This window comes from Verrucomicrobiia bacterium, assembly GCA_035946615.1.
In the GTDB taxonomy this organism is placed as follows: Bacteria; Verrucomicrobiota; Verrucomicrobiia; order Limisphaerales; family UBA8199; genus DASYZB01.
In genome coordinates, this window is the sequence record DASYZB010000029.1 from 1 (window position 1) to 22,593 (window position 22,593).

The window sequence follows — 22,593 nt, forward strand, 5'->3', positions numbered from 1 at the left end:
AAATGCGCATCCGCGTTGTCTTCCCCGGTGCGATTGTGGTGATACTGTGAGGTGGGTTCGTGGGGCGCCAGCTTCTCGAGCCAAACCTCATAATCGTGCAGAAGACCGTCCTCGGCGTCATTTATATACACGGAGGCGCTGATGTGCATGGCATTGACAAGGCAAAGCCCCTCGCGCACGCCGCTCTTCTGAACCAGCTCTTCCACTGCCGAGGTAATATTCACAAAACCGCGGCGATTGGGCACCTCAAACCACAGGTGTTCGGTAAGACTTTTCACAAGGGATTTATGCCCCAGAGCCAAGGCTGAGGCAACTTGAGATTAAGCGCGGCTGCCTTTACTCACCGGAGTCCGGCTGGTAGGCTCCTGCCGCAATGAAAATCCTGGCCGGGATAACTCGTGCGGATGGCTGCGGGGGCCTCGAGCGTGAGGTATGATCGAAGTCGAACGCCTCTCAAAGTTATATGGCGAGTTTGTAGCCGTAAACGAGCTGTCCTTCGCCGTGCGGCCAGGGGAAGTGTTGGGCCTGGTTGGGCCCAACGGCGCGGGCAAAACGACCACCCTGCGCTGCCTCTCGGGCATTATCCCGCCGACACGCGGAACCATCCGGCTGTGCGGCCATGACCTGCTCGCCAATCCGATCGCCGCCAAACGGGAATTGGCTTGTTTCAGCGATGAACCGCGGCTGTTTGATTATCTAACGGTTCAGCAACACCTCGAGTTCACAGCGCGAATTTACCAGGTCAGTCAATATGAGGCCGCCGCCGAGCAGTTGCTGGATGAACTGGAGCTTGTTGAAAAGCGCAACGTCCTTCCAGGTGAACTCTCGCGGGGCATGAAGCAAAAGCTGGTGATTGCCTGTGGGCTGCTTCACGCGCCCAAGGTCCTTTATTTCGATGAGCCGCTGACGGGTCTGGACCCTTTTGGCATCCGCCGCATGAAGGATTCGATTGTGAAACGCGCGCGCGCAGGCGCCGCGATTATTATCAGCTCGCACTTGCTGCATTTGGTGCAGGAAATCTGCTCGCACATTTTGATCCTGAAAAATGGCCGGTTGCTCCTCAGCGGCACTATCGAAGAGGTCGCAGGCCGCTTTTCGGAGCAGGGCGGCGGTATCAACCTTGAAGAGGTCTTCTTCCGCGCCACCGCTGCGGAGACCCAGAAAACCGAACCTGCCCCCGACGCGGCCTCTGCTGAGTGAATGGCGCTCTCTGCTTATGGTAGCTGCGCTCTTGTTTCTACAGTACCACTCGATCAAAAACCGCCTCTGGATGCGGATCAAACGGCTCAAACAACCCAAATACCTCCTGGGCGGCATTGTCGGCGGGTTGTACTTCTATTTTTATTTCTGCCGCTATCTCTTTGGCCTTCCGTCGAGGCATCAGACTCTGGGTTTTTCCGGGACGCCCTCTGACCCCGAATTTTTTGAGTTGCTGGGGGCGCTACTGCTGTTTGTGGCGGTCGTAGCGGCATGGGTTCTGCCCAATAGGCGGGCGGCGCTCGGTTTCACTGAGGCAGAAGTGGCGTTTCTTTTCCCGGCCCCCATTAGCCGGCGGGGGCTGATTCATTACAAGCTGCTGCGTTCACAGGCTGCCATCCTTTTTACTACCTTGCTGCTGTTGTTTGTCACCAACCGGTTTGGCGGACGGACCTGGATTCATGCGGCAGGCTGGTGGTTTATTCTTTCGATTTTCAACCTGCACATGCTTGGTTCATCGTTCGCGCGGACGATGTTGCTGGACCGCGGGATTACCAACCGACAGCGGCGGTTGGTGATTCTTGCGGGCATGTTTGCGCTCGTTTTGGCCGTTATTTTCTGGGTCCGCCTGACGCTGCCCGGGTTTGATGTGTCTCAATTTACTGACCCCGCATCAGCCAAAGGTTTTGTTCAAAAGGCACTCGGGTCTGGCGCGATGGGCTGGTTGCTCTATCCATTCCGATGGGTTGTGCGCCCCTTTCTGGCGCCAAACGCGCAGTCGTTCCTTATCGTTGCGTGGCCTGCGCTGCTATTGATGGCCGTCCATTATGTCTGGGTTATCCGTTCCAACGTTGCGTTCGAGGAGGCCTCCGTCGAGGCCTCCCAAAGGCTCGCCGATAAAATCGCAGCGGTCCGGGCCGGCAACTGGCGAGGGGCCAGTAAAAAGCTCAAGCCCAAAGGCGCGCCATTCGTGCTCAGGCCGTCCGGGCCGGCATTGGTTGCGTTATTTTGGAAAAACCTGATTGGGGCTGGACAGGTCTTCACGGCGCGATTGTGGGTGATTCTGGCCATTTTTGCTTGTTGCGCCGCTTTCGCCGTCGGCCAAAGCTCTGCGGGGCCGAACATGGCCTTTGGGTTTGGCGCGATTGCGGGCATGTTCCTGGTTTGGTCGTTGCTCCTTGGCCCGCAAATCCTGCGCCAGGACCTGCGCCAGGATTTGCTCATGGCCGATGCGCTGAAATTATATCCATTGCCAGGCTGGCAGGTTGTGCTGGGTGAACTGCTCGCCCCGGCGGCGATTCTCACCGGGGTGCAATGGCTGCTGGTGGTTGTGTCGGTAGCCCTGCTCTACCCGGCGCGCACGCCGGTCCTGGGGGATGCGCGCAGTCTCGTCTTGAGCATAGGGCTGGGCGCTGTTTTTCTCCTGCCGATGCTGAACTTGATCACATTGCAGATTCCCAATGCCGCCGTCCTGGTTTTTCCGGCATGGTTCCAGACCGGCAAAGAGGCGCCGCAGGGCATCGAAGCGACCGGGCAGCGGATCATTTTCATGATTGGCCAGCTCCTGGTTTTATTGCTTGTGTTGGTTCCGGCGGCAATCGGCTTCACGCTCCCTTTCTTTCTGCTCAGGCTGCTCATCGGCACGGCTTTTGCCATCCCCGTTGCGGCGTTGGGGGCGGCTCTTGTGCTGGCCGGCGAAGCCGTGCTGGGGCTCATGCTCCTGGGCCGCCTTTTTGATCGGTTTGATCTCTCTGCTGAGGGGCGTAGCTGAGCCCTGGCAGGACTTGGCCTGGTTTCCAAAAGAACCGGTTTTTGACCCGTGATGCCTTGCCATATTGCGGATCACCGGCGGGGAAAAAAATCTGGTCAATGAAAAGGGCGCCGAGCCGCTCGATGGTGCGCAGAGAGGGTTGATTATCCGGGTCGGCGGTGATGATTACCTCGCGGTAAATCTTTCGAATGAACGGTTCGAGGGCGCGGCAGGCCTGGAAAGCATAGCCGCCCCCTCTGAATCGCTCCTGCACTTGATAACCGATGTGCCCCGCGTAGAGCCGGATGTGGTCCGTTTCGCCGACGCGGAAATTGATGTGTCCCACATCGGTTGAACTCACGGTGATACGGAAATGGTAGAATGGAACAAACCCGCGCTGGAGTTCGGCTTCGCTCAGGCACTCAAAGCGAAGGGACACCGCTGCGAACGCCAGTCGCGCCGGCGGGGTGGGGAGCGGGGCTGCCTGAGCCATGTCCATTTATCGGATTACTGCAGCCATTTTGCAAATGGCTGGGCGGCCCTCATGAAGCGCGCCGAGGACACCGCAAGCAAATCCTATAGAATATTTGCCGCCAGTTCGGCCAGTTCTGAGCGCTCGCCTTTGGCCAATTCGATGTGAGCGGCTATCGGCTCGGCCCGAAACCGGCTCACGACGTAATTGAAGCCGTTGGACGAAGAGTCCACATAAGGGTTGTCGATTTGGTAGGGGTCGCCTGTAAATACGACTTTTGTGCCGCTGCCGACCCGGGTAATGATGGTCTTGGCTTCGAGCGGGGTCAGGTTCTGGGCCTCGTCGATAATCATGAACTGGTTGGCGATGCTGCGTCCCCGGATGTAGCTCAGGGCCTCGACCACGATGCTGCCCGAGCGCATGAGGTCACCGCTCCGGCGATGCTCCTGACCCATGTTCAGATCGTTGAGCATCTCGAGGGCGTCGTGAATGGGCTGCATCCAGGGCGCCAGCTTCTCTTCGAGAGACCCTGGCAGAAAACCCAATTCTTTTCCCATCGAGATGGTGGGGCGGGCGACCACGAGCCGGCGGAACTCGCGGTCCAGCACCGTGCGTTTAAGCCCGGCGGCCATTGCCAGCAAGGTCTTTCCAGTGCCGGCCTTGCCCATGAGGGTGACCAGCTTGACCCGATCGTCCAGGAGTGCGTCAAAGGCGAAGTGCTGCTCGCGATTACGGGGTTTAATACCCCAAACCCCTTCCCGGCAATCCACAATGGGCACCAGTTTCGTCCCACGGAGGTCCACCTTGGCCAGTGCGGTGCGTTTGGGATTGGTCTGGTCGGTCAGCGTGCAGTATTCATTGGGGAAATAAGTGTTGCCCCCATTCAATTCCAGTTCGCCGTTGGTCCTGAAGGCGGCCATCCTCTCGACCGGCACAGTGACCTCGATCATCCCGGTGTACAAATCCTTAATCAGCACCCGATCATTTTCGTAGTCCTCCGCCATCAGTCCCAGCGCGTCGGCCTTAATGCGCAAGTTAATATCCTTGCTGACCAGGACCGTTTGGTCCTTGGGCTGGGACTTCTTGACGCCGAACGCCAGGGCCAGAATCCGGTTATCGACCGAGTCGGTGCTGAAGACGGCGTGTCCGTTTTGGCCGCCTTTGAATTTCTCGAAGAGAATTCGAAGCTGGCCGCCGTTGGGCAGAGGCACACCCTCGCTTAGCTGGCCGGCGCCGCGGAAGCCGTCCAGCATGCGGGACACCGCCCGGGCGTTCTGGCCCAACTCAGTGGATTCCCGCTTGAACCGGTCGATTTCTTCGATGACCTCAATCGGCAGCAAGACGTTGTTATCGTCAAACTTGAGCAGCGAATTGGGGTCGTGCAATAAGACATTGGTATCAAGGATGTAGTTCTTTTTCACGAGCAAACGTCTTTAATTGGAGCCGGCTCATGCGCTGATGCCAGTCGTTGAGCCGATTGTGTTTGGCCGGCAACTTATAGCGGCCGGAATAGAGAAAATTGCCCAGCATGCCGAAGAGGTCAAAATCGACGAAGAGTGGCCGCGAGGCATCCAGCAGGAATGGTTTGTGCAGGAGCATTTCCTCGAACGGGATGAGCCTTTGTTCGAGCTGCGCCAGCAAGTCCTGCTGTTGAGTTCGCCATTGATCAATGCAGCCATGCCCGAACTTGCGTTCTTTGTGGCGCAAAAACAGGAGCCGATCCGAGGCCGGAACCATCTCCTGCCAATAAATGTCATTCAGCCGGAAACAGACCCCTTCGATGTCGTTTTCGATGTAGCGCCAGAGTACCGACTGAATCCCTTCCCAGTCCCAGGGAAACAGGCCCAGCTTGAGCTTGCTATCGAGGTATTTGGCAATGACCTGCGATTCCTCATTGACTTCAAAAACCACCGATTTGCCATCGCGGATGATCGGCACCCCGTAATAACGGCCCCGGGTCAGACGCCACACCAGGGACCGATCGCCATTGGGGATATTGGTGATTTTAAACTTGGACCCGGAGAATTCCAGGATACGGCGCTGGACGATGCAAAAGGGGCTCCAGGGAAACTGAATGAGTTCAATCATGTCGTGCTGTATAGACGCGCCACTAAATTAATCTAGGACGCGGGCAAAGGACTGACAAGGGTAAATCCTGCCCGCAATTCCACTTGCCAGACGGTCCTGCTCCGATTAGGAACCGGCGGTGATTGCGACCGGGATTCTGGGCGGTTTGGCATGTCTGAGCCTGCTGCTGCTGTTATGGCAGTGGCTGGCTGGGCGGCGCTTTACGCTGCATCAACGCGCCCCATCTAGCTCGTTCGCCCCAGGGGTGAGCTTGCTCAAGCCGCTCAAAGGCTGCGAGGCAGCCACAGAAGAGTGCCTTCGCAGTTGGCTGGTCCAGGAGTATGGCGGACCAGTCCAGTTCCTGTTCGCGGTGGCGTCGGCTGACGACCCGGTTTGCCGGCTTGTGCAAAAGCTGCTTAAGGAATTTCCCGGCAAAGATGCGCGTCTGGTCATTTGCGGCCCCTTGGAGGGTGTGAACCTGAAAATCTCCAGGCTAATGCAGATCGAAGGCTTAAGCCAACATGAACTGCTGGTCGTCAGCGATGCCGATGTGATGGTTTCGCCGGATTTTCTCAAGAACGCCGTTTTGCCGCTGCAATCGCCGGATGTGGGGCTGGTCAATTGCTTTTACCGATTGGCCAACCCGGCGACGCTGGCGATGCAATGGGAAGCGGTGGCCATCAACGCGGATTTCTGGAGCCAGGTCCTGCAGTCGCGCGCGCTCAAGCGGCTGGATTTCGCGCTGGGGGCTGTGATGATAATCCGGCGGCGGCAATTGGCAGAAACGGGCGGCTTTGGGGCTCTGGCCGATTGCCTGGCGGATGACTATCAATTGGGCAACCGTCTGGCCCGACGAGGCTTGATCATCGCGCTGTCACCCCTCGTCGTGGAATGCTGGTCTGACACGATGGGCTGGCCGGAGGTTTGGAAGCACCAACTCCGCTGGGCTCGCACAATTCGGGTTTGCCAGCCGGCACCGTACTTTTTCAGCATCCTGAGCAACAGCACGTTGTGGCCTTTGTTGTGGCTGGTGATCAAGCCAGGGCAAGGAGTGCTTGCTTTTGCCTTGTTATGTTGGATTGTGCGGCTGACTACCGCGCTCAATCTGCAGCGAAGGCTCACCCAGCATCGGGCACCCTGGTGCTGGCTCTGGCTTGTGGCCTTGAAAGACCTGCTCCAAGCCGCTCTCTGGGGATTGGCGTTCATGGGCAACCGTGTCGAGTGGCGCGGGGAAAAGATGCGCTTGCGGCGGGATGGAACGCTAAAACCGCTGTGATTATTGAGGCTCGCCCTCGTTCTCGCCATATCGTAGCAGGCGACGCCAGGAGGCTCAGATTTCAAGCGGTTTTAGTGTAGATCAGAGCCTCCTTTACGTCGGCTTCTACATTTTCAAAACACCCTCTTAGACCTTTTCCGCGAAAATAAACAGGTACCAACCTATCCTCGCTGCCACAACCTGCTCGATCCCAAGCGGAATCCACGAGCAGTACTTTTTCAAGGGGAAATGGGCCACTTTCATTTCAACCGACCGGAATTTCGAGAACAATTGGCGCGCGTCGCCTTTCGAGAAGGCATAGGCGACAGGGCATTCCGGGCCGTCGGTGCAGTGGTGGACAAAATTGCGCGCCCGCAGGTAAGCCCCGCCTTCGCGGAGGAAATTGCGATAGTGGATATCCCAGATTCTGCTGTCCTGGTTGCCGCGCAGTCCTTCGAGCTCGGCGGAGCGGGCGCGGGCGCGGTCCCGTTTCCAGGAGCCGAGCCGTGAAAAAATCTGAAGCAGCACCCGCAGGCGCATATAGGTCATGATGCGGACATGGTAATTAAAACTGCCCTTGTGATAGAGCATGATAATAGCGCGCCCGCCCGGCTTGAGAACACGATAGACCTGATTGATCGCCGCCTGGGTGTTGGGCGTGTGGTGCAGAACCCCGTGGGAATAAACGATGTCATACGTTCCGTCCGGAAAGCTGAGCTGCTCGGCATTTTCCTTTTGAAAAGTTCCATCGAGTCCGAGGACTTCAAAATGCTTCCGGGTCGCTTCCAGCGCCGCTTCCGTTAAATCGACCCCGGTGTAAATCCCGCCGTTCAAGGCGAACATGACGCCGTCGGCGCCATTGCCAATCCCAATCTCCAGGACCTTTTTGCCCTTCGCTTGGGCAAAGGGGACCAGCAGCGGAATATGCCACTGGGTGCGGTAACGTTGTTCGCGGAATTTGGCGTAAAAATCAGCATCGCCAGAGGCGCCTTTAACGACCTGGGTATCGCAGGCCTCGGTGTTCCAGAAGCCATGAACTTTTTGCAAGGCGGATTCAGCCATGTTGAGCCGAATGGATTAGCACAGCGTGGAAGAATAAGAGCCACCCTGGCCGCAGGCAAGCCTAGCCTTCGACTGGTTCGACTGGATGCAGCCCCGCCAATGACAATGTCAGTTCCAAACCTTTGTAGGAGACGCAGCAACGTTGGAACAATGTGCGGAATGAGGGGGGCGCTAAACGCGCCACTCCTTACCCCTATCAGGAAAGCGGCGTTTGACCCGGGCGGCCTCTTTGCCTAGACTCCGGCCTCTTTATGAAAATCCTGGTGTGTGACCCAGTATCGCCGAAGGGAATCGCCTTGCTGCAACAGCGGCCAGAATTCGAAGTGGTCGTGCTGCCCAAGCGCCTCCCGGAAGCTCATTTGTTGCCCCTCGTCAAGGATGTGGCCGCCATGGTGGTGCGGTCTGAAACCAAGGTGACCTGCAAAATCATCGAGGCAGCCCCACAGTTGCGCGTGGTTGGCCGGGCCGGGGTCGGAGTGGATAACGTGGACGTGGACGCGGCAACCCAGCATGGGGTTGTGGTGATGAATACCCCAGGCGGCAACACCATCTCGACTGCCGAACTGACCTTTGCCATGATCCTCAGCCTGGCACGCAAAGTCCCCCAAGCCTCGGCTTCGATGGCGGCCGGCAAGTGGGACCGCAAACAATTTCAAGGAGCCGAAGTTTCGGGCAAGACCCTCGGGGTCCTTGGTCTGGGGCGTATCGGCAGCGAAGTCGCCCGAAGGGCGGTCGCGTTTGGAATGAAGGTCCTGGCTTACGACCCTTTCCTGACGGAAGCTCGCGCGCGAGCTTTGGGCATCCAACTGGTCGCGGACCTGGACAACGTTTATCGCGACGCGGATTTCATTACCGTACACATGCCGGTCACCGACCAGACGCGCGGGATGCTCAATGCCTCCTCATTTGCCAGGATGAAACCCAAGGTCTGCCTCATCAACTGCGCGCGCGGGGAGATTCTCGTCGAAAACGATCTGCTTGCCGCATTGGAGTCCGGCAAAGTGGCCGCCGCCGCCCTGGATGTGTACGCCACCGAACCTCTGCCGGCCGAGCATCCCTTCCGCAAGCATCCATTTGTTGTTTTGACACCCCACCTCGGGGCCAGCACGCACGAGGCGCAGGAAAAATGTGGCATTGAAGTCGCCGAGGTCCTCACCGCTTATTTGCTCACCGGCGAGGTGCGTAACGCGGTCAACCTGCCGTATCTCGACGCTAAAACGTACGAGCAGGTCAGGCCCTATCTTATTTTAGGAGAAAAGCTGGGCAAATTGCTGGCGCAACTGACGCCGGCGCCGGTGGACCGGCTTCACATTACCTATGGTGGCAAGGCGCAGGAGTTGCCCAATATCGACCCTATCACACGCGCTGTCCTGCTGGGCTTTCTCTCTGGCGCCTCGGTCAAGGACCTCAACAACGTAAATGTTCGCAGTATCGCTTCCACCCTCGGGCTGACGGTCGAGGAGAAGCGCTCAAATGAACCCGTGACCTTTAACGAGTGGCTCCATGTCCAGGCCTTTCGCGGCGAGGAAAAGGTCAATTCTGTCGGCGGCACGTTTTTTGGCTCGCCGGACAATCCGCGCGTCGTGCGCGTTTTTAGTCAGCCGACCGAAATCGTCCCCTTCGGGGTGGTATTGCTGCTGGAGAACAAGGACAGACCCGGTATTGTTGGCTATCTGGGGACGCTCCTGGGACGGCATAACGTCAATATTGCCAGTATGAGCCTCACACGCGACACCGTGGGGGGGCATGCCCTGACGGTTTTGAACCTGGACAGTGTTCCACCAAACGGGGTCCTGGACGAGCTCCAAAAAGACCCCGATATCCGAAATGTTAATGTAGTCAAATTGTAGGTTCATGATAGAATAGACCCCTATGTTTAATGACAGACTGACCAAATGTGTTGCACTGGCCGTGGTAGCCGCCGGCCTCACAGGCTCCGCAACAGCCGCAGAACCCGCCGGCGCGAATCCTTCAGCCTCAGCCCCCGCCAGGAAAACCGACTCACTTTTTCCGGATACCGTGGTGGCCAAGGGCAAAGGCGTCCAGGTCATGCGCAGCGAAGTCGATGAGGTCATGGACGGGCTAAAGGCCAATGCCGCCGCGCAAGGGCAGGTGGTTGGGCCCGAACAGGAGTCCCTCATCGCGCCGCAGATTCTGGACCGGCTTATTCAAATCCAGGTGTTGCTCGCCAAATCCACTGCTGCCGATAAGACGGCAGGCCAAGAGGCCACAGCCAAACGCCTCGACGCCATCAAGACCCGCGCTGGAAGCGAAGAGGTCCTGGACCGGCAGTTGAAAGCCGTCGGCACCACTCCGGAGGCATTCCGCCGCAAATTGATGGACGAATCCACCGCCGAGGCGGTCTTGGAACGCGAGTTGAACATCAATGCCACAGACGATGCAATCAAGAAATTCTATGATGACAATCCCTCGAAATTTGAGCAGCCAGAGATGGTCCGGGCCAGCCATATTCTGCTGAGCACGCGGGATATGACCACCGGCAAGGACCTCACCGAGGAACAAAAAGCAGCCAAACACAAGCTGGCCGAGGACCTCCTCAAGCGGGCTCGCGCCGGTGAAGATTTTGCCAAACTGGCCAAGGAATATTCCGAAGACCCCGGCTCAAAAGACAAGGGCGGCGAATACACCTTTGCGCGCGCCAGCGCCGACCCCCAGCACGCCATGGTGCCGGAGTTCGAAACCGCCGCCTTCTCCCTCAAAACAAATGAGGTCAGCGACATTGTCACCACGCAGTTCGGCTACCATATTATCAAGCTGAACGAGAAAATCCCCGCCAAAAAACTCGCATTTGCCAAAGTCGCCCCAGACATTAAGGAGTACCTCAAAGGCCAGGAGATGCAGAAACGGCAGGATGAACTCAAAGGCTATATCGCGAAGATCAAAAAGGAAGCCGATGTCCAGATTCTCGATGACAAGCTAAAGATGAAGCCCGCTCCTGACGCGGGGGCAGGCGAAAATACTTCTGCCAAACCCGCGCCCACCCCCAACGTAAAGCTCAGGTAAATGAAGGAGACAGCGTAAGGGGTCTTTGTTCACTGGCTCTGGCGCCCGCGGACCTTCGAGAGAATCAATTCCGTCAACTCCAAGGCCGCAGGCACCCGCAGCCACAAGGCTGAAATCCAATACACCAGCCCCGCTGCCGTCCCAGGGACGAATACCGCGCCGAATTTGACGCTCAAAGTGCGATGGCCGAGCTTTAGCTCCCAAAGGCGATAAACCAGGGCTGCCACAATCCCGGCAAGCAGCGCGCCCGACATGAGGCCCACCAGGCTCTGGCGCAAAGAACTCATGCCCAGGAACCCAAGCTTCCGTCTCAGCGCGTAAATGAGCAAGACGACATTGAACGAGGCGCTCACGGTATTTGCAATGGCCAGTCCCACCTCTCCCCCAATTGAGGTTCTCTGAAAGTACTTTACCAGCCAGAAAGCCATGACCAGGTTCACAGCCAGGCAGAAGACGCTAATCTTCATAGGCGTTTTGATGTCGTTCAGGGCATAAAAAGCACGTGCGACAATATTATTCATCGAGAACATCAGCAGCCCCGGGGCCAGACACGCCAACGCCAAGGCGACGCGGTGCGTGGCATTTTCGCTGAACATCCCTCGCTGGAAGAGCAGCCGTACAATCGGTTCGGCCAGTGCCAGGGCTATGGCCGTGGCGATTAAGTTCGCAAGGGCCAATGCGCCAAGGCCCTGGCGCAAGGTTTGCCTGAATTCGGGGTACTTCTTTTCGGCAGCCAATCCGGCGAGGGTGGGGAGCAAGTAGGTGGCAAGCGAGATGCCGAACATGCCCTGGGGAAGCTCCATCAGGCGCACCGAATAGTTAAAGGTGGACACGATGCTCGGATCGAAGACAAAGGCGAAGCATTGGGTTATGAGCACGTTGATTTGGAAGGCAGCGACCCCAATCGAGCCGGGCAGCATCTTGCGCACAACCTGGTGCACCGTTGGGTCCGCCCACGGCGAGACCCAGCGATAGCGATAGCCCTCCCGCGATAGGCTCGGCAACTGGAACACGGACTGGGCAAAACCGGCAGCCAGCACGCCAATCGCCAGGCCGAAAATCTGCTGGTCCAGGCGGACTCCCATTCTCGGCGCGAGCCACAAGACGCTGGCGATCATAACAATGTTGAGCACTACAGCACCCAGCGCCGGCACGAAAAAATGGCCCCGGGCATTGGCCATCCCGATCAGGACTGCCGCCAGGCACACCAGCAGCATGTAAGGAAACATCAATCGAAGCAACCGCAGCATCAAACGCGTCTCCGCATTGCGCACACCGACCAGTAACGCGATCGAAATTCCAATGGCAACGAGGAGGGTGATCGCCGCCGCGACCGCTACCAGCCCGGAGATGACCGCGTTGGCCGTGCGCCACATCTCGCGTTCGCCCTCCTGCACTTCCTTTTGTTTAAAAATAGGGATGAAAGCCGCCGTCAGCGCCCCTTCGCCCAGCAGGCGCCGGAAAAGGTTGGGCACCTGAAAGGCCATCACAAACGCGCTGGCTACCCACGTGTTTCCCATGAACGCGGCATAAACCACCTCCCGGGCCAGGCCCAGGACACGGCTGCTCAGCGTCGCCAGCGCCATAGCGCCTGAGGATTTCAACATTTGCGACATCGGCGGCGAAGTCTAAGGATTCAATGCCACAGGCTAAAGAGAAAGATGATCGTGGAGCGCTTTAGAGTCAGTTTTGTTGAATCCCTTCGCGCGAAGATGTGGGTAAAGAGAAACGCTTTGCCGGCGCACTCCATGGGAGCCGGCCCACCGCACAGCGCCCGGGCCGGACGCATTCCCACTCTCCTACGCTCAACGTCTGCCCCACTGCTTATCGGCAAAGTCCATAAAGACCCGCCAATCATCAGCGGTCATGGAGTGTTTACCCTCGCGAATATAATAGCCCAGGGGACTATCCACGAGCTGGCGTAAAAGCGGCATTTGTTTGGCCGCCAACCCTTTTGACCCCAGGAACCGATAGACCGGGTCGGCCGCCTGCAACACCTCAAATTGCCCGGCTGGGTTGGCCCACTGATCGCCCTGGGCCGCAGAGAAAAGGACCGGGCGCGGCGCGCACATGGCCAGGAGACAATTCTGGTCGAAGGGCAATCGGTCCGGGGCGTCATTGAATTGCTTGAAGTTGGCGTCAAACCAGTGGGGGAAATGGTCGTTAATGGCCTTTACCGATTCGCCGGTCTTGCCCCGGCTGGGGGCCGAGCCGCCGCAGCCGGCCTGGTGCGGAAAGGCCATCGCGATGCGCTCGTCAAAAGCCGCCGCAACCAGTGCCGCTTTGCCATTGCGCGAATGGCCCAACGCCGCTATCCGCTTGGAGTCCACATCAGGGTCCTTAACCAGGTAATCCACGCACCGATGGAATCCCCATGCCCAGGCGGCTATGGTGCCGCGGTTGGTTGGATTGTTTCTGGCCGGGTCGCCCTTGGCCAACCACGCGTAAATGCCCTCACTCACATCGCTCCGGTCCGGGTCGATGTCGCCGCTATAAAAAGCGGCCAGGCCATAGCCGCGTCGGACGATTTCGGCCAGGGGCCAGTCGGTAGCCTGCGCGCCGCGCGATGCCTCGGTGGGCTGATTATTGGTGCAGCCTTTGCAGAAATCAGGCACCCAACTGCGGGGCAACGGCACACGCGGGTCGGCAGTCAGCGCTTGATTGCCGCAAAAATCCATCGCCAGGAACACCGGCGCCGGCCCGGGGTGGTGGTTGGGTAGAACCAACATCAGGCCGATGCGCGGCGCGTCTCCTGAGCCGGTTTCCAGCTCGAGCAGCTTCAGAGTCGCGCGCCCTTCAAGAAAATCGCTGTATTGACCCAGGACCCTGGCGTGAACATGCGCCGGCTTGGGCGGGAGCGCGCCATACATGTAATGCTGAAACAGAGCCGCTAATTCTGGCCGGCGCTTTTCTATCCAGTCGGTTCTCGAGGAGACGCGTTTTCCGGAAAACATCGTCAGCGGGTCGGGCATCGTCGCCTGTGAAGGCAGAGCCGAAGGCTCGGGGAAATGGTCGCCAACGGGTCCGCTGGCATATGCCTGCGCCAGAGCAGCAATGCACAATAGAATCACTAAAACCGAAGAACGCGGGGTAAATTGAAAAGCACTGTTCATAAAGCTGCGGCCATCTTCGAGCCGCAAAAATAGGTGGAAAAATCAGGTGATTTCTGCTGCATATTTCCCGTATGTCGCGGCTTAATCTCACTAAAGCGAAAATCAGGAAAAACTGCAACGGGTTTATTTTCAGCCAAAAGCCTAGCGGAAAGCTGGAGCAGGAGAGGGAGCCACTCATTGTTCGGGGCTAATGACTTTGAAAATAAAGTCGCCTTTACAACCGGGCCAGTCGAACTCGACCGGATGATCAAGTCGCCGGAAAATCACATCGTAGTGGTCGATGTGCGGCAGGCCGAAGATTACGCCAAGGGACACATCCCGGGCGCCATTAACCTGCCCAAAGGGACATGGCACAAGCCGGAAGGGTTGAGCAAGGAGAAGACCAATGTTGTTTACTGCTGCTCGATTGTGTGCCACTTGGCTGCAAACGCCTGCGTCGCCTTCGCATCGAGGGGTTACCCGGTCATGGAACTCGACGCCGGCTTCAATAGTTGGAAGGAGCACGAGCTGGACATCGAGCAGGAACCGGCAAACCGGTTTAAAGGCGCTGCCAAACGGTAAGCGACCTGACGGATGTGTCGAACCTCTTCAGATAGGTTAAATGACCATGAGCTGAATGCTATCCACAAATGCCCAGTGGCGCCCCTTGAATCCTGCCAGCCTGCGCCCGGGCGGCACCGTCAACACCCGTCGCAGGCGTCCCCCCTCCCCGCCATATGGCCCATACGTGCCTTTATTGGTATGAAACGTTAGCCGATCGATATACGTCCAATACTCGACCGACACCTCCACCACAAACTCGTCCGCCGCCAACTGAAACGTGTCCTGCCGCACGTCTCGCAGCCGTTCCGCTCTGCCAATCCTCGGCAGCTCCCCTTCATCGGTTTCGAGCCGGATGCTATCGACATATTCCCGATGCCATACCGTTACTCGCCGGATGCGGTCAGACGCTTGGGCGCAGGAGAGGTAGGGAACGCCACCTTTGCCGCCGCATTCCTCACCAAAAGCCTTCGGCTCCTCCCGCTTGGCGGCTCCGAGGCCGGCTGCTTTCGCGCTCTCCCCTCCATCTGGTTTTCCCGGTATCTCGCTCACAGCATCAGCATTCATCCCCGCCCCATCCCACAGCTCCGGCCCGTTTTACCCCAATCGCTTTCCTCCGCGGGTCGCTCCAACCCCGCAAAAGCACTCTTTAAAATCCCCCGCAAGGGCATCGGGCGCAATTCAAAAGGAGAAATCCGATTGTAAAAATTACTTCAAGAAAGCACAAAACGCCACTTGCCCCAAAACAAGGTTTTTCCTTGGAAATTCCACTCCTAAACTCCACGGGGGACCGAGTTCCACGAGAACCCTAATCGCGCAGGCGTCCAACCGGAATTTGCTTGCCCGCTCAGGAGGTTGGAAGGTTCCCTTCACCAATGCGCATTCTTTTCATCGGCGGGACTGGAAACATCTCGGCAGATTGCGCCGCGTTGTTGGCTGAGCGCGGCCATGAAATCGCCGTCATCAGCCGGGGCCGGGCGGCCGTCCCTTCAAGCTATCATCACCTGCAGGCCGACCGCAAAGACCCGGCTGCACTCCGCGCCGCTCTCAATGCAGCCCAGCCTGAAGCCATCATCAATTTTCTTGGGTTCGAACTCGAAGATGTCCAACTCGATTACGAACTCTTCCCGGCATCGGCTCGCCAATACCTGTTCATCAGCTCCGCCACCGTTTATGCCAAACCGCCCGCTGCCCTGCCCATCACGGAAGACGCGCCTCTGGGCAATCCATGGTGGGATTACGCCCAAAAAAAGCTCGCCTGCGAACAATGGCTGCTCGAACGCTACCATGAAAGCGGCTTTCCAGTCATCGTCGTGCGCCCCTCCCATACCTATTCCCACCGCTGGATACCCAGCCCGGTTTCCAGCTCGACTTACAATTTCGCCGCCCGCATCGAACAGGGCAAACCAGTCTTTGTGCCCGACCAGGGCCAAAACCCATGGACCCTCACCGCTTCGAGCGACTTCGCCATCGGCCTGGCCGGTCTGGTAGGCAACCCCGCCGCCATCGGCCAAGCCTTCCATATTACCAGCGATGAAGTCCTCACCTGGAATCAGATCATCAAGGAGATTGCCCGTGCCCTTGCCCAATGCGCCGGCGCCCCCAGAGAACCTGACATCTTGAAAATCCCAACCGATTTCATCTGCAAAATCGCCCCGCGCCTGACCGGCACTCTTAAAGGTGACAAGGCCCTTCCCGGCGTCTTTGACAATTCAAAGATAAAACGCCTTGTCCCCGAGTTCGGCTGCACTAAACCCTTTGCCCAAGGCATCCGCGAATCCATTGAATGGCTGCGCTCAGACCGGGCCCGGCAAATCCTTGACCCAAAAGTGGAGGCAACTATCCAAGACGTCATCAGCGCATGGCAGCGTGAGGGCCGGTAACCAGCTCCAATTTTACGTGACCTTTTCCTCTCCCCTCATTAGCCTCTAACGGTCCGTTGCAAAACCGTAGAATCCGAACTCATCATGCAAACCCGTTTCGACCTCACTCAAGCCGACATCCCCAAAACTTGGTACAACCTCCTCGCAGACCTTCCCCAGCCCCTGCCTCCACCATTGCACCCCGGCACCAAACAACCCCTCACTCCTGACGCCCTTCTGACGATTTTCCCTGAGAACCTCGTGCAGCAGGAGATGAGCCCGAAGCGGTGGATCGAGATTCCCGAGCCAGTGCGGGAAATCTACGGCCTCTGGCGTCCAACCCCGCTGTTGCGCGCGGTCCGCTTCGAAAAAGCGCTGCAGACACCGGCTCACATTTATTACAAGTACGAAGGAGCCAGTCCGGCCGGAAGTCACAAGGTCAACACCTCGGTCGCGCAGGCTTATTTCAACAAAATAGCCGGCACTCGGCGTTTGGCAACGGAGACCGGGGCGGGGCAATGGGGCGCCTCCCTGGCATTGGCTTGCAAGCTTTTCGGACTGGAATGCAACATTTACATGGTCAAGGTGAGCTACCAGCACAAGCCCTATCGGCGGATGCTGATGCATACCTGGGGCGCAACCGTGCATCCCAGCCCCAGCGACCAGACCGAGTATGGCCGCAAGTTGCTCACAGAAGAGCCGGATTGCCCGGGAAGCCTCGGCATTGCCATTAGCGAAGCCATCGAAGACACCCTAAAGCATCCCCAAACAAAATACTCACTCGGCAGCGTGCTCAATCACGTGTGCCTGCACCAAACCGTCATTGGCCAGGAAGCCATTCAACAGATGCAAATGGCCGGGGAGGAGCCCGACGTCATCTTTGCCTGCTGCGGAGGGGGCAGTAATTTCGCCGGGCTGGCGTTTCCTTTCCTGCGCCGGAACCTGGCCGAGAAGAAGAACTACCGCTTTGTGGCGGTCGAGCCTTCAGCCTGTCCGTCGCTCACCAAAGGCGAACTGCGGTACGATTTTGGCGATACGGCAGAAACGACGCCGCTGTTGATGATGTACACACTCGGGCATAAGTTCATGCCCCCGTCGATACACGCAGGCGGGTTGCGCTACCACGGCATGTCCCCCATGATCAGCCACGCCCTCAAACTGGGCCTCATCGAGGCTGAGGCTTATCACCAGACAAAAGTCTTTGAGGCCGCCACATTGTTTGCGCAGACCGAAGGCCTCATCCCAGCGCCCGAATCGGCTCACGCCATTGCTGCGGTCGCGAAAGCAGCCCTGGAATCACGACAGAGTGGCCGCAAACAGGTGCTCCTGTTTAACCTTTCTGGCCACGGCCTGCTGGACCTGAGCGCCTACGAGAGTTATCGGACGGGGAACCTGGAAGATGTTTAGATGTGAGCGGCCAATTTTTCCTGACGTTCAGCGTCTGAGGGATGCCAAATCGTCGGTTCACGCTCATTCTTAGCAGGTGATAACCACCTCATTGATTTCCCCGCGCTTCAAGCCGTTACTGTTGATTGCCCGGCGGGCGCGCACGGTGTGAATAACGAAATCGCCATATAATTCCCTGATAAATGGCGTATCTGAGTTGGAAAGCATCAAGCGCACGCCGCGCCGCGCCCCGCCGGCAAAGAGCCCGGCTAACTCGCGTTGCGCTTCCAACCCAAACTCTTCCCTTGTGTAGGAAGTAAAGCTTGCGGTGGGCGAAACGGGCGCGTAGGGCGGGTCAATGTAAATGAAATCGCCCGCGCCGGCTTCCTCCATTGTATTGCGGAAGTCTTGCACCGCCAGGTGTGCGCCCTGCAAAGCCAGACTTGCCGCCAGAATATTCCCCCGATCATATAGTGCCGGATTTTTGTGCGACCCGATGGGTACGTTGAATTGGCCGCGCGCATTGACGCGCCACAACCCATTGAAGCAGGTCTTGTTCAGAAAAATCATGCGCGCAGCCCGTTCGACAACCGCTTCGAACGGCACCTCGTGCTGGCTGCGGATGTGGTAAAAATAGCGCTCACGTTCAACGCGGTAGTGCGCGAGGTGCTCGTCGAGACGGGCCATAAGGTCGTCCGGGAAATCGCGCACCACCTGGTATGCGTTAATCAAGTCGGCATTGCTATCCCGCAGGAAGGCCCGCATCCGGGGAAAGCGGTGTTTCAGATGAAAAAATACCGCGCCTCCGCCAGTGAACGGCTCGAAATAAATATCGAGTTGTTTGGGCAGCAACCCGTCCAATTGAGTCAGCAGTTGCCCCTTGCCCCCAGCCCATTTCAGAAAGGGCTGCGCCGCGATAATCGCCGGTGCAACGCCCATCCTTTCGAGGCTGGTTTTGCGCAGGTCTGGTTCAAGCATCGGGCCGATTTACCCGCATTCCCCCACAGCGATCAATGTTTTCTTTTCGATCGCCCTTTAATCGCTTCGTTTCGGGCAAGCTGACTCATCGGAGGATTTGCTATTCCGGGCGTAGTAAACAAAGGCGGGTGGCGCATTGAGCAACACGGGAACCGTGCGCACCCGGCCAAATACTCGACGGAGGTGTTTACGATCCCAAAGCAGATGCTGAACCTGAATGAACATCCCGTTTTCCGAAAGCACATGGGTGACGGCGTGGAGAAGTTCCAGAACTTTGCTTTTACGCAGGTTTCCGATCGGGAGCCCCGAAACAACGTAGCCTGGCTTTTTTGCGGAGGAAACCATGAGCTCCGGTAAAAGCTGCTGCGCGGACTGGGCGCGGACCTTAACCCGGCCATCACGCCCGCTTTGAGCAGGTTCCTGCGAGTGATCTCGGCCAGAACGGGGTTAATCTCGCGTGCCAGAATAGTGGCTTTCGGACATCGCGCCGCCAGGCGCATAGTGAGCCCGCCGGTGCCTGAGCCGAGTTCAACCACACGCCCGGTATAATTCGCCGGGATCGGCGCGATCATCCTCTGCACGAGGAATCGCTGGCAGGGAATGACCGAGCCGGTCTGTAAATGTTTGACAACACCTGCCCAGAAAAATTGCAGGTGCCCTGCCATGAACTCAGTTTTGGGCATGATTAATCCAGTGGAACCCCAGAGACCTGACTCTGGACAAAAACGCGTTCGCCCCCAATGGGGTAAGTTACTTAGAAGGAATCCGGCCATACCCCCTCAGGCGCTGTTCTCATTTGCGATATTGTTCGTCGCTGACCTTTTCCATCCAATCCACGGCCTTGCCATCGAGCTGTTCTTGGATAGCGATGTGCGTCATGGCAACGGTCGGCGTGGCACCGTGCCAGTGTTTTTCGCCGGGTGGGAACCAGACAACGTCACCTGGCCGAATTTCCTCGACCGGTTCTCCCCAGCGCTGGACCCATCCGCAGCCGGCTGTGATAAGGAGGGTCTGGCCCAGGGGGTGGGTGTGCCAGGCAGTTCGAGCGCCGGGCTCGAAAGAGACGATTGCAACCGTGACCCGCGCTGGATCGGTTGCCTTGAACGGGGAGTCAATGCGCACCGTGCCGGTGAACCAGTCGGCCGGACCTTTGCTGGAGGGTTGTGAACCAACTCTTTGGATGTTCATGCTTAAGTCCTTTCTTTGAGATTTGATAATTCAGCGCGCTTTTGCATCTTATTTCTCGCAATTCGCCTTGGCAGAATCCATAATACCCGGCAAGCCGTGGCACAAGAGTTCATCACACGCCCGCGTTGGCACATGAACAACCAACACGCCACCATGAACGCTGGGCGCCGGTTCCACACGGCCACCCTGCTGCCTAACCTGGCCGTCCTGGCTGCTGGCGGGGCAGACGCCTCAGCCGAATTATATCTCTACGCCGTTCCATCCCCGTCGCTTGTCCTTATAGCGAGCCCCTCACACCTACCGAACCCCGCGTTTCAATTCTTCTTCACAAACACCCCAGGTGCCACTTTCAGCGTCCTCGCCACGACAAATATCTCAACCTTTCCGACCAACTGGATGCCCCTCGGCCCCGCTTTAGAATTCCTCCCCGGCCAACCTTCATCGACTCACAAGCTACCAACCAGCAACGCTTTTACCGGGTGCGCTCACCGTGATGCAAAAAACGCCTACATGCCGAACCCTGCCATGAGTGGCTCGTCGGTGCGGGCAAGACATGCCTGCATTTCGAGGAGATGAGTCTCAGCGCGTTACAAGAGCCTTTCCACGATAAAGCCATGCTTCTGAGCGATCCTCGATGCCGTGGGAAAGTCGATGAATTCGTCGGCGTGTTTGAAGATGCGTAACTCCACCACTTCGGCCACCACTTTGAAAGGCTTTACCCCAAGGAGTTCGGCCAGGTCCCGGATTTCGATGTAGTCCGGCACAAAAATCCGCTTCCCCGGTTCGCCAGGCTCCAACAAATCCCGCGATGTGAGTTTGGGCGGTCTGGGTGGCGGTTGTGGCGGACCGCCCGCAAAAGCCGGTTGGGTTTCCGGGGCTTTGTCGGGTTGCAGTATGAACTCATGGCCGCTATCCATTAGCTACTCAACTTCAGGATCGTTCATAGAGAGGCCAGTTTATTCTCCACGCTGTTGGTCTTCTCATCCATGGTCTGAGTCCGGTCCGTTCGGGTCCCGACCTTCATCACGGTGAAAACTCTTGGAGCGCCCATTTTGTGAACGACTTCATGGCAGCGGCGAACAGCGGCAAATACCTTGTCCCATTCCCCTTCGATGTTCGTGCCGTTGGCGTGCAGCACCCTCTTCAATCCCGCTTCACTCAGCACCTTCTCGCAGGCTGCAACATACGAGGACAAGGAAACGCCCACACCGATCGGGACGATGCACAGATCAACAATCACATTCATTCCACTATAGGTCTGCCATGTTTTAGCCGGTGTCCAGCCTGCGTTTCTCGCCCGCTATGCATTCACCAGTCTGGTGATTACCGGGTGATCTACGACTTCGACCGGGTAAAACGCGTCCTTCACCTGATCAGAGACTCCTTACGTCGTCTCCTACACTCAGGAATGGCGGCTCGTTGCTTCGGCTCTGCGGTTAGCCCCGCCAAGCCCCGCCCTCCGACCCGAGAAAGTGCTTTCCTTGCCTTCGCCGGCCTTGTTAGGCTGTTAGTATGGGTCCCGCTGTGGGCGAGAAATTCAGTTTGGGCGTCAATGACGTTGCCTTTGGCGGCGAAGGCGTGGCGCGCCATGATGGGTTTGTCGTGTTCGTCCCCTTTTCTGCGCCCGGTGAGGTGGTTGAGGCTGAATTGGTCGAGGTTAAGAAGCGCTTTGGCCGCGCGCGCCTCCTGCGGGTCATCGAACCCTCACCAGACCGTGTTCAGCCGGCCTGCCGCTATTTTGGCGAGTGCGGCGGATGCCAGTATCAGCACCTGAACTACTCGGCTCAATTGCGAATTAAACACAAACAAATTTGCGATTTATTCGAGCGCATCGGGGGGATCGAGGCAGGGCGCGTCGCCGAGATTATCCCATGCCCCCAGCCTTACGGCTACCGCAATCGCATCATGATCCGCAGCCAATGGGACAAGTTCAAGCAGGGTTTGAATATCGGCTTCATTCGCGCCGATAACCGGCTGGTCGTCGATATCGAAGAGTGCAAGATCGCCGAACCGGCCATCAACCGGCAGATTCAGGCCGTGCGCGCACAGCCCCCGCCCAAAGGCGGCCTTAAAGTGGTCCTGCGTGTGCCGCCTCAAAACTGGGACGTGCCGCCGGATTCCTTCTTTCAAAACAATTTTTTCCTGTTGCCCAGGCTCGTGGAGGTGGTCCGGGATTGCTTGCGCCAGAGCGGCAGTCGTCAGCTTGCCGATGTTTATTGCGGTGTGGGTTTCTTCAGTATCGAGCTGGCAGACCTCGTCGAATCGTTCGTTGGAATCGAATATGACCGCATGGCCGTAAAAGCCGCCCGGCAGAATGCCGCCATCCGCAACCGAAGTAACGGCGAATACCTTGCCGGGCCTGCGGAGGAGCTGCTGGCCAAGGTCATGATGCGGTTTGACCCGCAAACCACTACCGTGCTGCTGGACCCCCCGCGCAAGGGGTGCCCTCCCACCCTGCTGGAAGCCCTGGGCCAGGCGCCTCCGGCGCAAATCATCTATGTCTCCTGCCAGCCGGCTACTCTGGCCCGGGACTTGAACATTTTATGCGCCAGCGGTGTCTTTAGACTGGCGCAAGTGGTCCCTTTGGACATGTTCCCCCAGACCGCGCATGTCGAGTGCGTGGCGGACCTGCGGCGCGCAGGCATCCCGGCTGCGCCGGTCCAAAATTAGACTTGCTAACCTCATGAGCATCGATTCAA

The 22,593-nt window shown here is 57.9% G+C and carries 21 protein-coding genes; 9 read left to right on the plus strand and 12 right to left on the minus strand.

What is annotated here, in order from left to right:
- Positions 1–278, minus strand: a 278-nt coding sequence (locus VG146_04515; GenBank protein ID HEV2391610.1) for a YjbQ family protein, incomplete at its 3' end; no start/stop codon positions are given.
- A 154-nt stretch (positions 279–432) separates the two neighbouring features.
- On the opposite strand from VG146_04515, the gene VG146_04520 reads away from it, so the two are divergent.
- Together VG146_04520 and VG146_04525 are read left to right on the plus strand one after the other, a co-directional pair.
- On the plus strand, positions 433–1,200 hold the full coding sequence (locus VG146_04520; protein HEV2391611.1) for an ABC transporter ATP-binding protein: 768 nt from the start codon (positions 433–435) through the stop codon (positions 1,198–1,200).
- A gap of 16 nt (positions 1,201–1,216) precedes the next feature.
- On the plus strand, positions 1,217–2,968 hold the full coding sequence (locus VG146_04525) for a putative ABC exporter domain-containing protein (protein HEV2391612.1): 1,752 nt from the start codon (positions 1,217–1,219) through the stop codon (positions 2,966–2,968).
- Here VG146_04525 and VG146_04530 read toward each other — a convergent pair.
- The 3 genes from VG146_04530 to VG146_04540 form a co-directional block, all read right to left on the minus strand.
- The gene (locus VG146_04530; protein HEV2391613.1) at positions 2,910–3,446 is read right to left on the minus strand and encodes a GNAT family N-acetyltransferase; all 537 of its coding nucleotides are present in this window, start codon (positions 3,444–3,446) and stop codon (positions 2,910–2,912) included. The genes VG146_04525 and VG146_04530 overlap by 59 nt on opposite strands.
- A 77-nt stretch (positions 3,447–3,523) precedes the next feature.
- On the minus strand, positions 3,524–4,840 hold the full coding sequence (locus tag VG146_04535; GenBank protein HEV2391614.1) for a PhoH family protein: 1,317 nt from the start codon (positions 4,838–4,840) through the stop codon (positions 3,524–3,526).
- Positions 4,818–5,507 (minus strand): glutathione S-transferase N-terminal domain-containing protein, encoded by a 690-nt coding sequence (locus VG146_04540; GenBank protein ID HEV2391615.1) that lies wholly within the window; start codon positions 5,505–5,507, stop codon positions 4,818–4,820. The genes VG146_04535 and VG146_04540 overlap by 23 nt, the downstream gene beginning before the upstream one ends.
- Before the next feature lie 118 nt (positions 5,508–5,625).
- Here VG146_04540 and VG146_04545 point away from each other — a divergent pair, with 118 nt between their 5' ends.
- Positions 5,626–6,762 carry a glycosyltransferase gene (locus VG146_04545; GenBank protein ID HEV2391616.1) on the plus strand — a complete coding sequence of 379 codons (1,137 nt, stop codon included), beginning with the start codon at positions 5,626–5,628 and terminating at the stop codon, positions 6,760–6,762.
- A 126-nt stretch (positions 6,763–6,888) separates the two neighbouring features.
- Here the strand turns inward: VG146_04545 and VG146_04550 are convergent, their stop codons facing one another.
- On the minus strand, positions 6,889–7,803 hold the full coding sequence (locus tag VG146_04550) for a class I SAM-dependent methyltransferase (GenBank protein HEV2391617.1): 915 nt from the start codon (positions 7,801–7,803) through the stop codon (positions 6,889–6,891).
- Between the two features lie 251 nt (positions 7,804–8,054).
- Here VG146_04550 and serA point away from each other — a divergent pair, with 251 nt between their 5' ends.
- Both serA and VG146_04560 read left to right on the plus strand, forming a co-directional pair.
- A complete protein-coding gene (gene serA, locus VG146_04555) occupies positions 8,055–9,653 on the plus strand; it encodes a phosphoglycerate dehydrogenase (GenBank protein ID HEV2391618.1) in 1,599 nt (532 codons plus the stop codon).
- Positions 9,654–9,675: 22 nt separating this feature from the next.
- On the plus strand, positions 9,676–10,827 hold the full coding sequence (locus VG146_04560; GenBank protein ID HEV2391619.1) for a peptidylprolyl isomerase: 1,152 nt from the start codon (positions 9,676–9,678) through the stop codon (positions 10,825–10,827).
- A 29-nt stretch (positions 10,828–10,856) separates the two neighbouring features.
- On the opposite strand, the gene murJ is transcribed toward VG146_04560, so the two are convergent.
- On the minus strand, positions 10,857–12,434 hold the full coding sequence (gene murJ / locus VG146_04565) for a murein biosynthesis integral membrane protein MurJ (protein ID HEV2391620.1): 1,578 nt from the start codon (positions 12,432–12,434) through the stop codon (positions 10,857–10,859).
- A gap of 198 nt (positions 12,435–12,632) precedes the next feature.
- Positions 12,633–13,940 carry an acetylxylan esterase gene (locus VG146_04570; protein HEV2391621.1) on the minus strand — a complete coding sequence of 436 codons (1,308 nt, stop codon included), beginning with the start codon at positions 13,938–13,940 and terminating at the stop codon, positions 12,633–12,635.
- 177 nt (positions 13,941–14,117) lie between these two features.
- Between VG146_04570 and VG146_04575 the strand changes: the two genes are divergently transcribed.
- The gene (locus VG146_04575) at positions 14,118–14,501 is read left to right on the plus strand and encodes a rhodanese-like domain-containing protein (protein HEV2391622.1); all 384 of its coding nucleotides are present in this window, start codon (positions 14,118–14,120) and stop codon (positions 14,499–14,501) included.
- Positions 14,502–14,537: 36 nt separating this feature from the next.
- Here VG146_04575 and VG146_04580 read toward each other — a convergent pair whose 3' ends face one another.
- The gene (locus VG146_04580; GenBank protein ID HEV2391623.1) at positions 14,538–15,047 is read right to left on the minus strand and encodes a jacalin-like lectin; all 510 of its coding nucleotides are present in this window, start codon (positions 15,045–15,047) and stop codon (positions 14,538–14,540) included.
- 308 nt (positions 15,048–15,355) lie between these two features.
- On the opposite strand from VG146_04580, the gene VG146_04585 reads away from it, so the two are divergent.
- Both VG146_04585 and VG146_04590 read left to right on the plus strand, forming a co-directional pair.
- Entirely contained in the window at positions 15,356–16,363 is a 1,008-nt protein-coding gene (locus VG146_04585; GenBank protein HEV2391624.1) for an NAD-dependent epimerase/dehydratase family protein, read from the plus strand.
- Between the two features lie 84 nt (positions 16,364–16,447).
- The gene (locus VG146_04590) at positions 16,448–17,749 is read left to right on the plus strand and encodes a TrpB-like pyridoxal phosphate-dependent enzyme (protein HEV2391625.1); all 1,302 of its coding nucleotides are present in this window, start codon (positions 16,448–16,450) and stop codon (positions 17,747–17,749) included.
- Positions 17,750–17,818: 69 nt separating this feature from the next.
- On the opposite strand, the gene VG146_04595 is transcribed toward VG146_04590, so the two are convergent.
- The 4 genes from VG146_04595 to VG146_04610 all read right to left on the minus strand — a co-directional run bounded on the left by VG146_04595 (position 17,819) and on the right by VG146_04610 (position 21,140).
- Positions 17,819–18,706 (minus strand): DNA adenine methylase, encoded by an 888-nt coding sequence (locus VG146_04595; protein ID HEV2391626.1) that lies wholly within the window; start codon positions 18,704–18,706, stop codon positions 17,819–17,821.
- A gap of 792 nt (positions 18,707–19,498) precedes the next feature.
- A complete protein-coding gene (locus VG146_04600; GenBank protein ID HEV2391627.1) occupies positions 19,499–19,894 on the minus strand; it encodes a cupin domain-containing protein in 396 nt (131 codons plus the stop codon).
- A 587-nt stretch (positions 19,895–20,481) separates the two neighbouring features.
- The gene (locus VG146_04605) at positions 20,482–20,811 is read right to left on the minus strand and encodes a hypothetical protein (protein HEV2391628.1); all 330 of its coding nucleotides are present in this window, start codon (positions 20,809–20,811) and stop codon (positions 20,482–20,484) included.
- 23 nt (positions 20,812–20,834) lie between these two features.
- Positions 20,835–21,140 (minus strand): MTH1187 family thiamine-binding protein, encoded by a 306-nt coding sequence (locus VG146_04610; GenBank protein ID HEV2391629.1) that lies wholly within the window; start codon positions 21,138–21,140, stop codon positions 20,835–20,837.
- 266 nt (positions 21,141–21,406) lie between these two features.
- Between VG146_04610 and VG146_04615 the strand changes: the two genes are divergently transcribed.
- The gene (locus tag VG146_04615; GenBank protein HEV2391630.1) at positions 21,407–22,564 is read left to right on the plus strand and encodes a class I SAM-dependent RNA methyltransferase; all 1,158 of its coding nucleotides are present in this window, start codon (positions 21,407–21,409) and stop codon (positions 22,562–22,564) included.
- Positions 22,565–22,593: the final 29 nt, after the last annotated feature.

What these genes read in the sequence shown, in the direction of transcription:
- VG146_04590 (HEV2391625.1), top strand. Translation starts at nt 16,448, where the DNA reads ATGCAAACCCGTTTCGACCTCACTCAAGCCGACATCCCCAAAACTTGG.
- serA (HEV2391618.1), top strand. Translation starts at nt 8,055, where the DNA reads ATGAAAATCCTGGTGTGTGACCCAGTATCGCCGAAGGGAATCGCCTTG.
- VG146_04615 (HEV2391630.1), top strand. Translation starts at nt 21,407, where the DNA reads ATGGGTCCCGCTGTGGGCGAGAAATTCAGTTTGGGCGTCAATGACGTT.
- VG146_04605 (HEV2391628.1), bottom strand. Translation starts at nt 20,811, where the DNA reads ATGGATAGCGGCCATGAGTTCATACTGCAACCCGACAAAGCCCCGGAA.
- VG146_04540 (HEV2391615.1), bottom strand. Translation starts at nt 5,507, where the DNA reads ATGATTGAACTCATTCAGTTTCCCTGGAGCCCCTTTTGCATCGTCCAG.
- VG146_04570 (HEV2391621.1), bottom strand. Translation starts at nt 13,940, where the DNA reads ATGAACAGTGCTTTTCAATTTACCCCGCGTTCTTCGGTTTTAGTGATT.
- VG146_04610 (HEV2391629.1), bottom strand. Translation starts at nt 21,140, where the DNA reads ATGAATGTGATTGTTGATCTGTGCATCGTCCCGATCGGTGTGGGCGTT.
- VG146_04595 (HEV2391626.1), bottom strand. Translation starts at nt 18,706, where the DNA reads ATGCTTGAACCAGACCTGCGCAAAACCAGCCTCGAAAGGATGGGCGTT.
- VG146_04560 (HEV2391619.1), top strand. Translation starts at nt 9,676, where the DNA reads ATGTTTAATGACAGACTGACCAAATGTGTTGCACTGGCCGTGGTAGCC.
- VG146_04600 (HEV2391627.1), bottom strand. Translation starts at nt 19,894, where the DNA reads ATGAACATCCAAAGAGTTGGTTCACAACCCTCCAGCAAAGGTCCGGCC.
- VG146_04580 (HEV2391623.1), bottom strand. Translation starts at nt 15,047, where the DNA reads ATGAATGCTGATGCTGTGAGCGAGATACCGGGAAAACCAGATGGAGGG.
- VG146_04520 (HEV2391611.1), top strand. Translation starts at nt 433, where the DNA reads ATGATCGAAGTCGAACGCCTCTCAAAGTTATATGGCGAGTTTGTAGCC.
- VG146_04550 (HEV2391617.1), bottom strand. Translation starts at nt 7,803, where the DNA reads ATGGCTGAATCCGCCTTGCAAAAAGTTCATGGCTTCTGGAACACCGAG.
- murJ (HEV2391620.1), bottom strand. Translation starts at nt 12,434, where the DNA reads ATGTTGAAATCCTCAGGCGCTATGGCGCTGGCGACGCTGAGCAGCCGT.
- VG146_04525 (HEV2391612.1), top strand. Translation starts at nt 1,217, where the DNA reads ATGGTAGCTGCGCTCTTGTTTCTACAGTACCACTCGATCAAAAACCGC.
- VG146_04585 (HEV2391624.1), top strand. Translation starts at nt 15,356, where the DNA reads ATGCGCATTCTTTTCATCGGCGGGACTGGAAACATCTCGGCAGATTGC.
- VG146_04530 (HEV2391613.1), bottom strand. Translation starts at nt 3,446, where the DNA reads ATGGACATGGCTCAGGCAGCCCCGCTCCCCACCCCGCCGGCGCGACTG.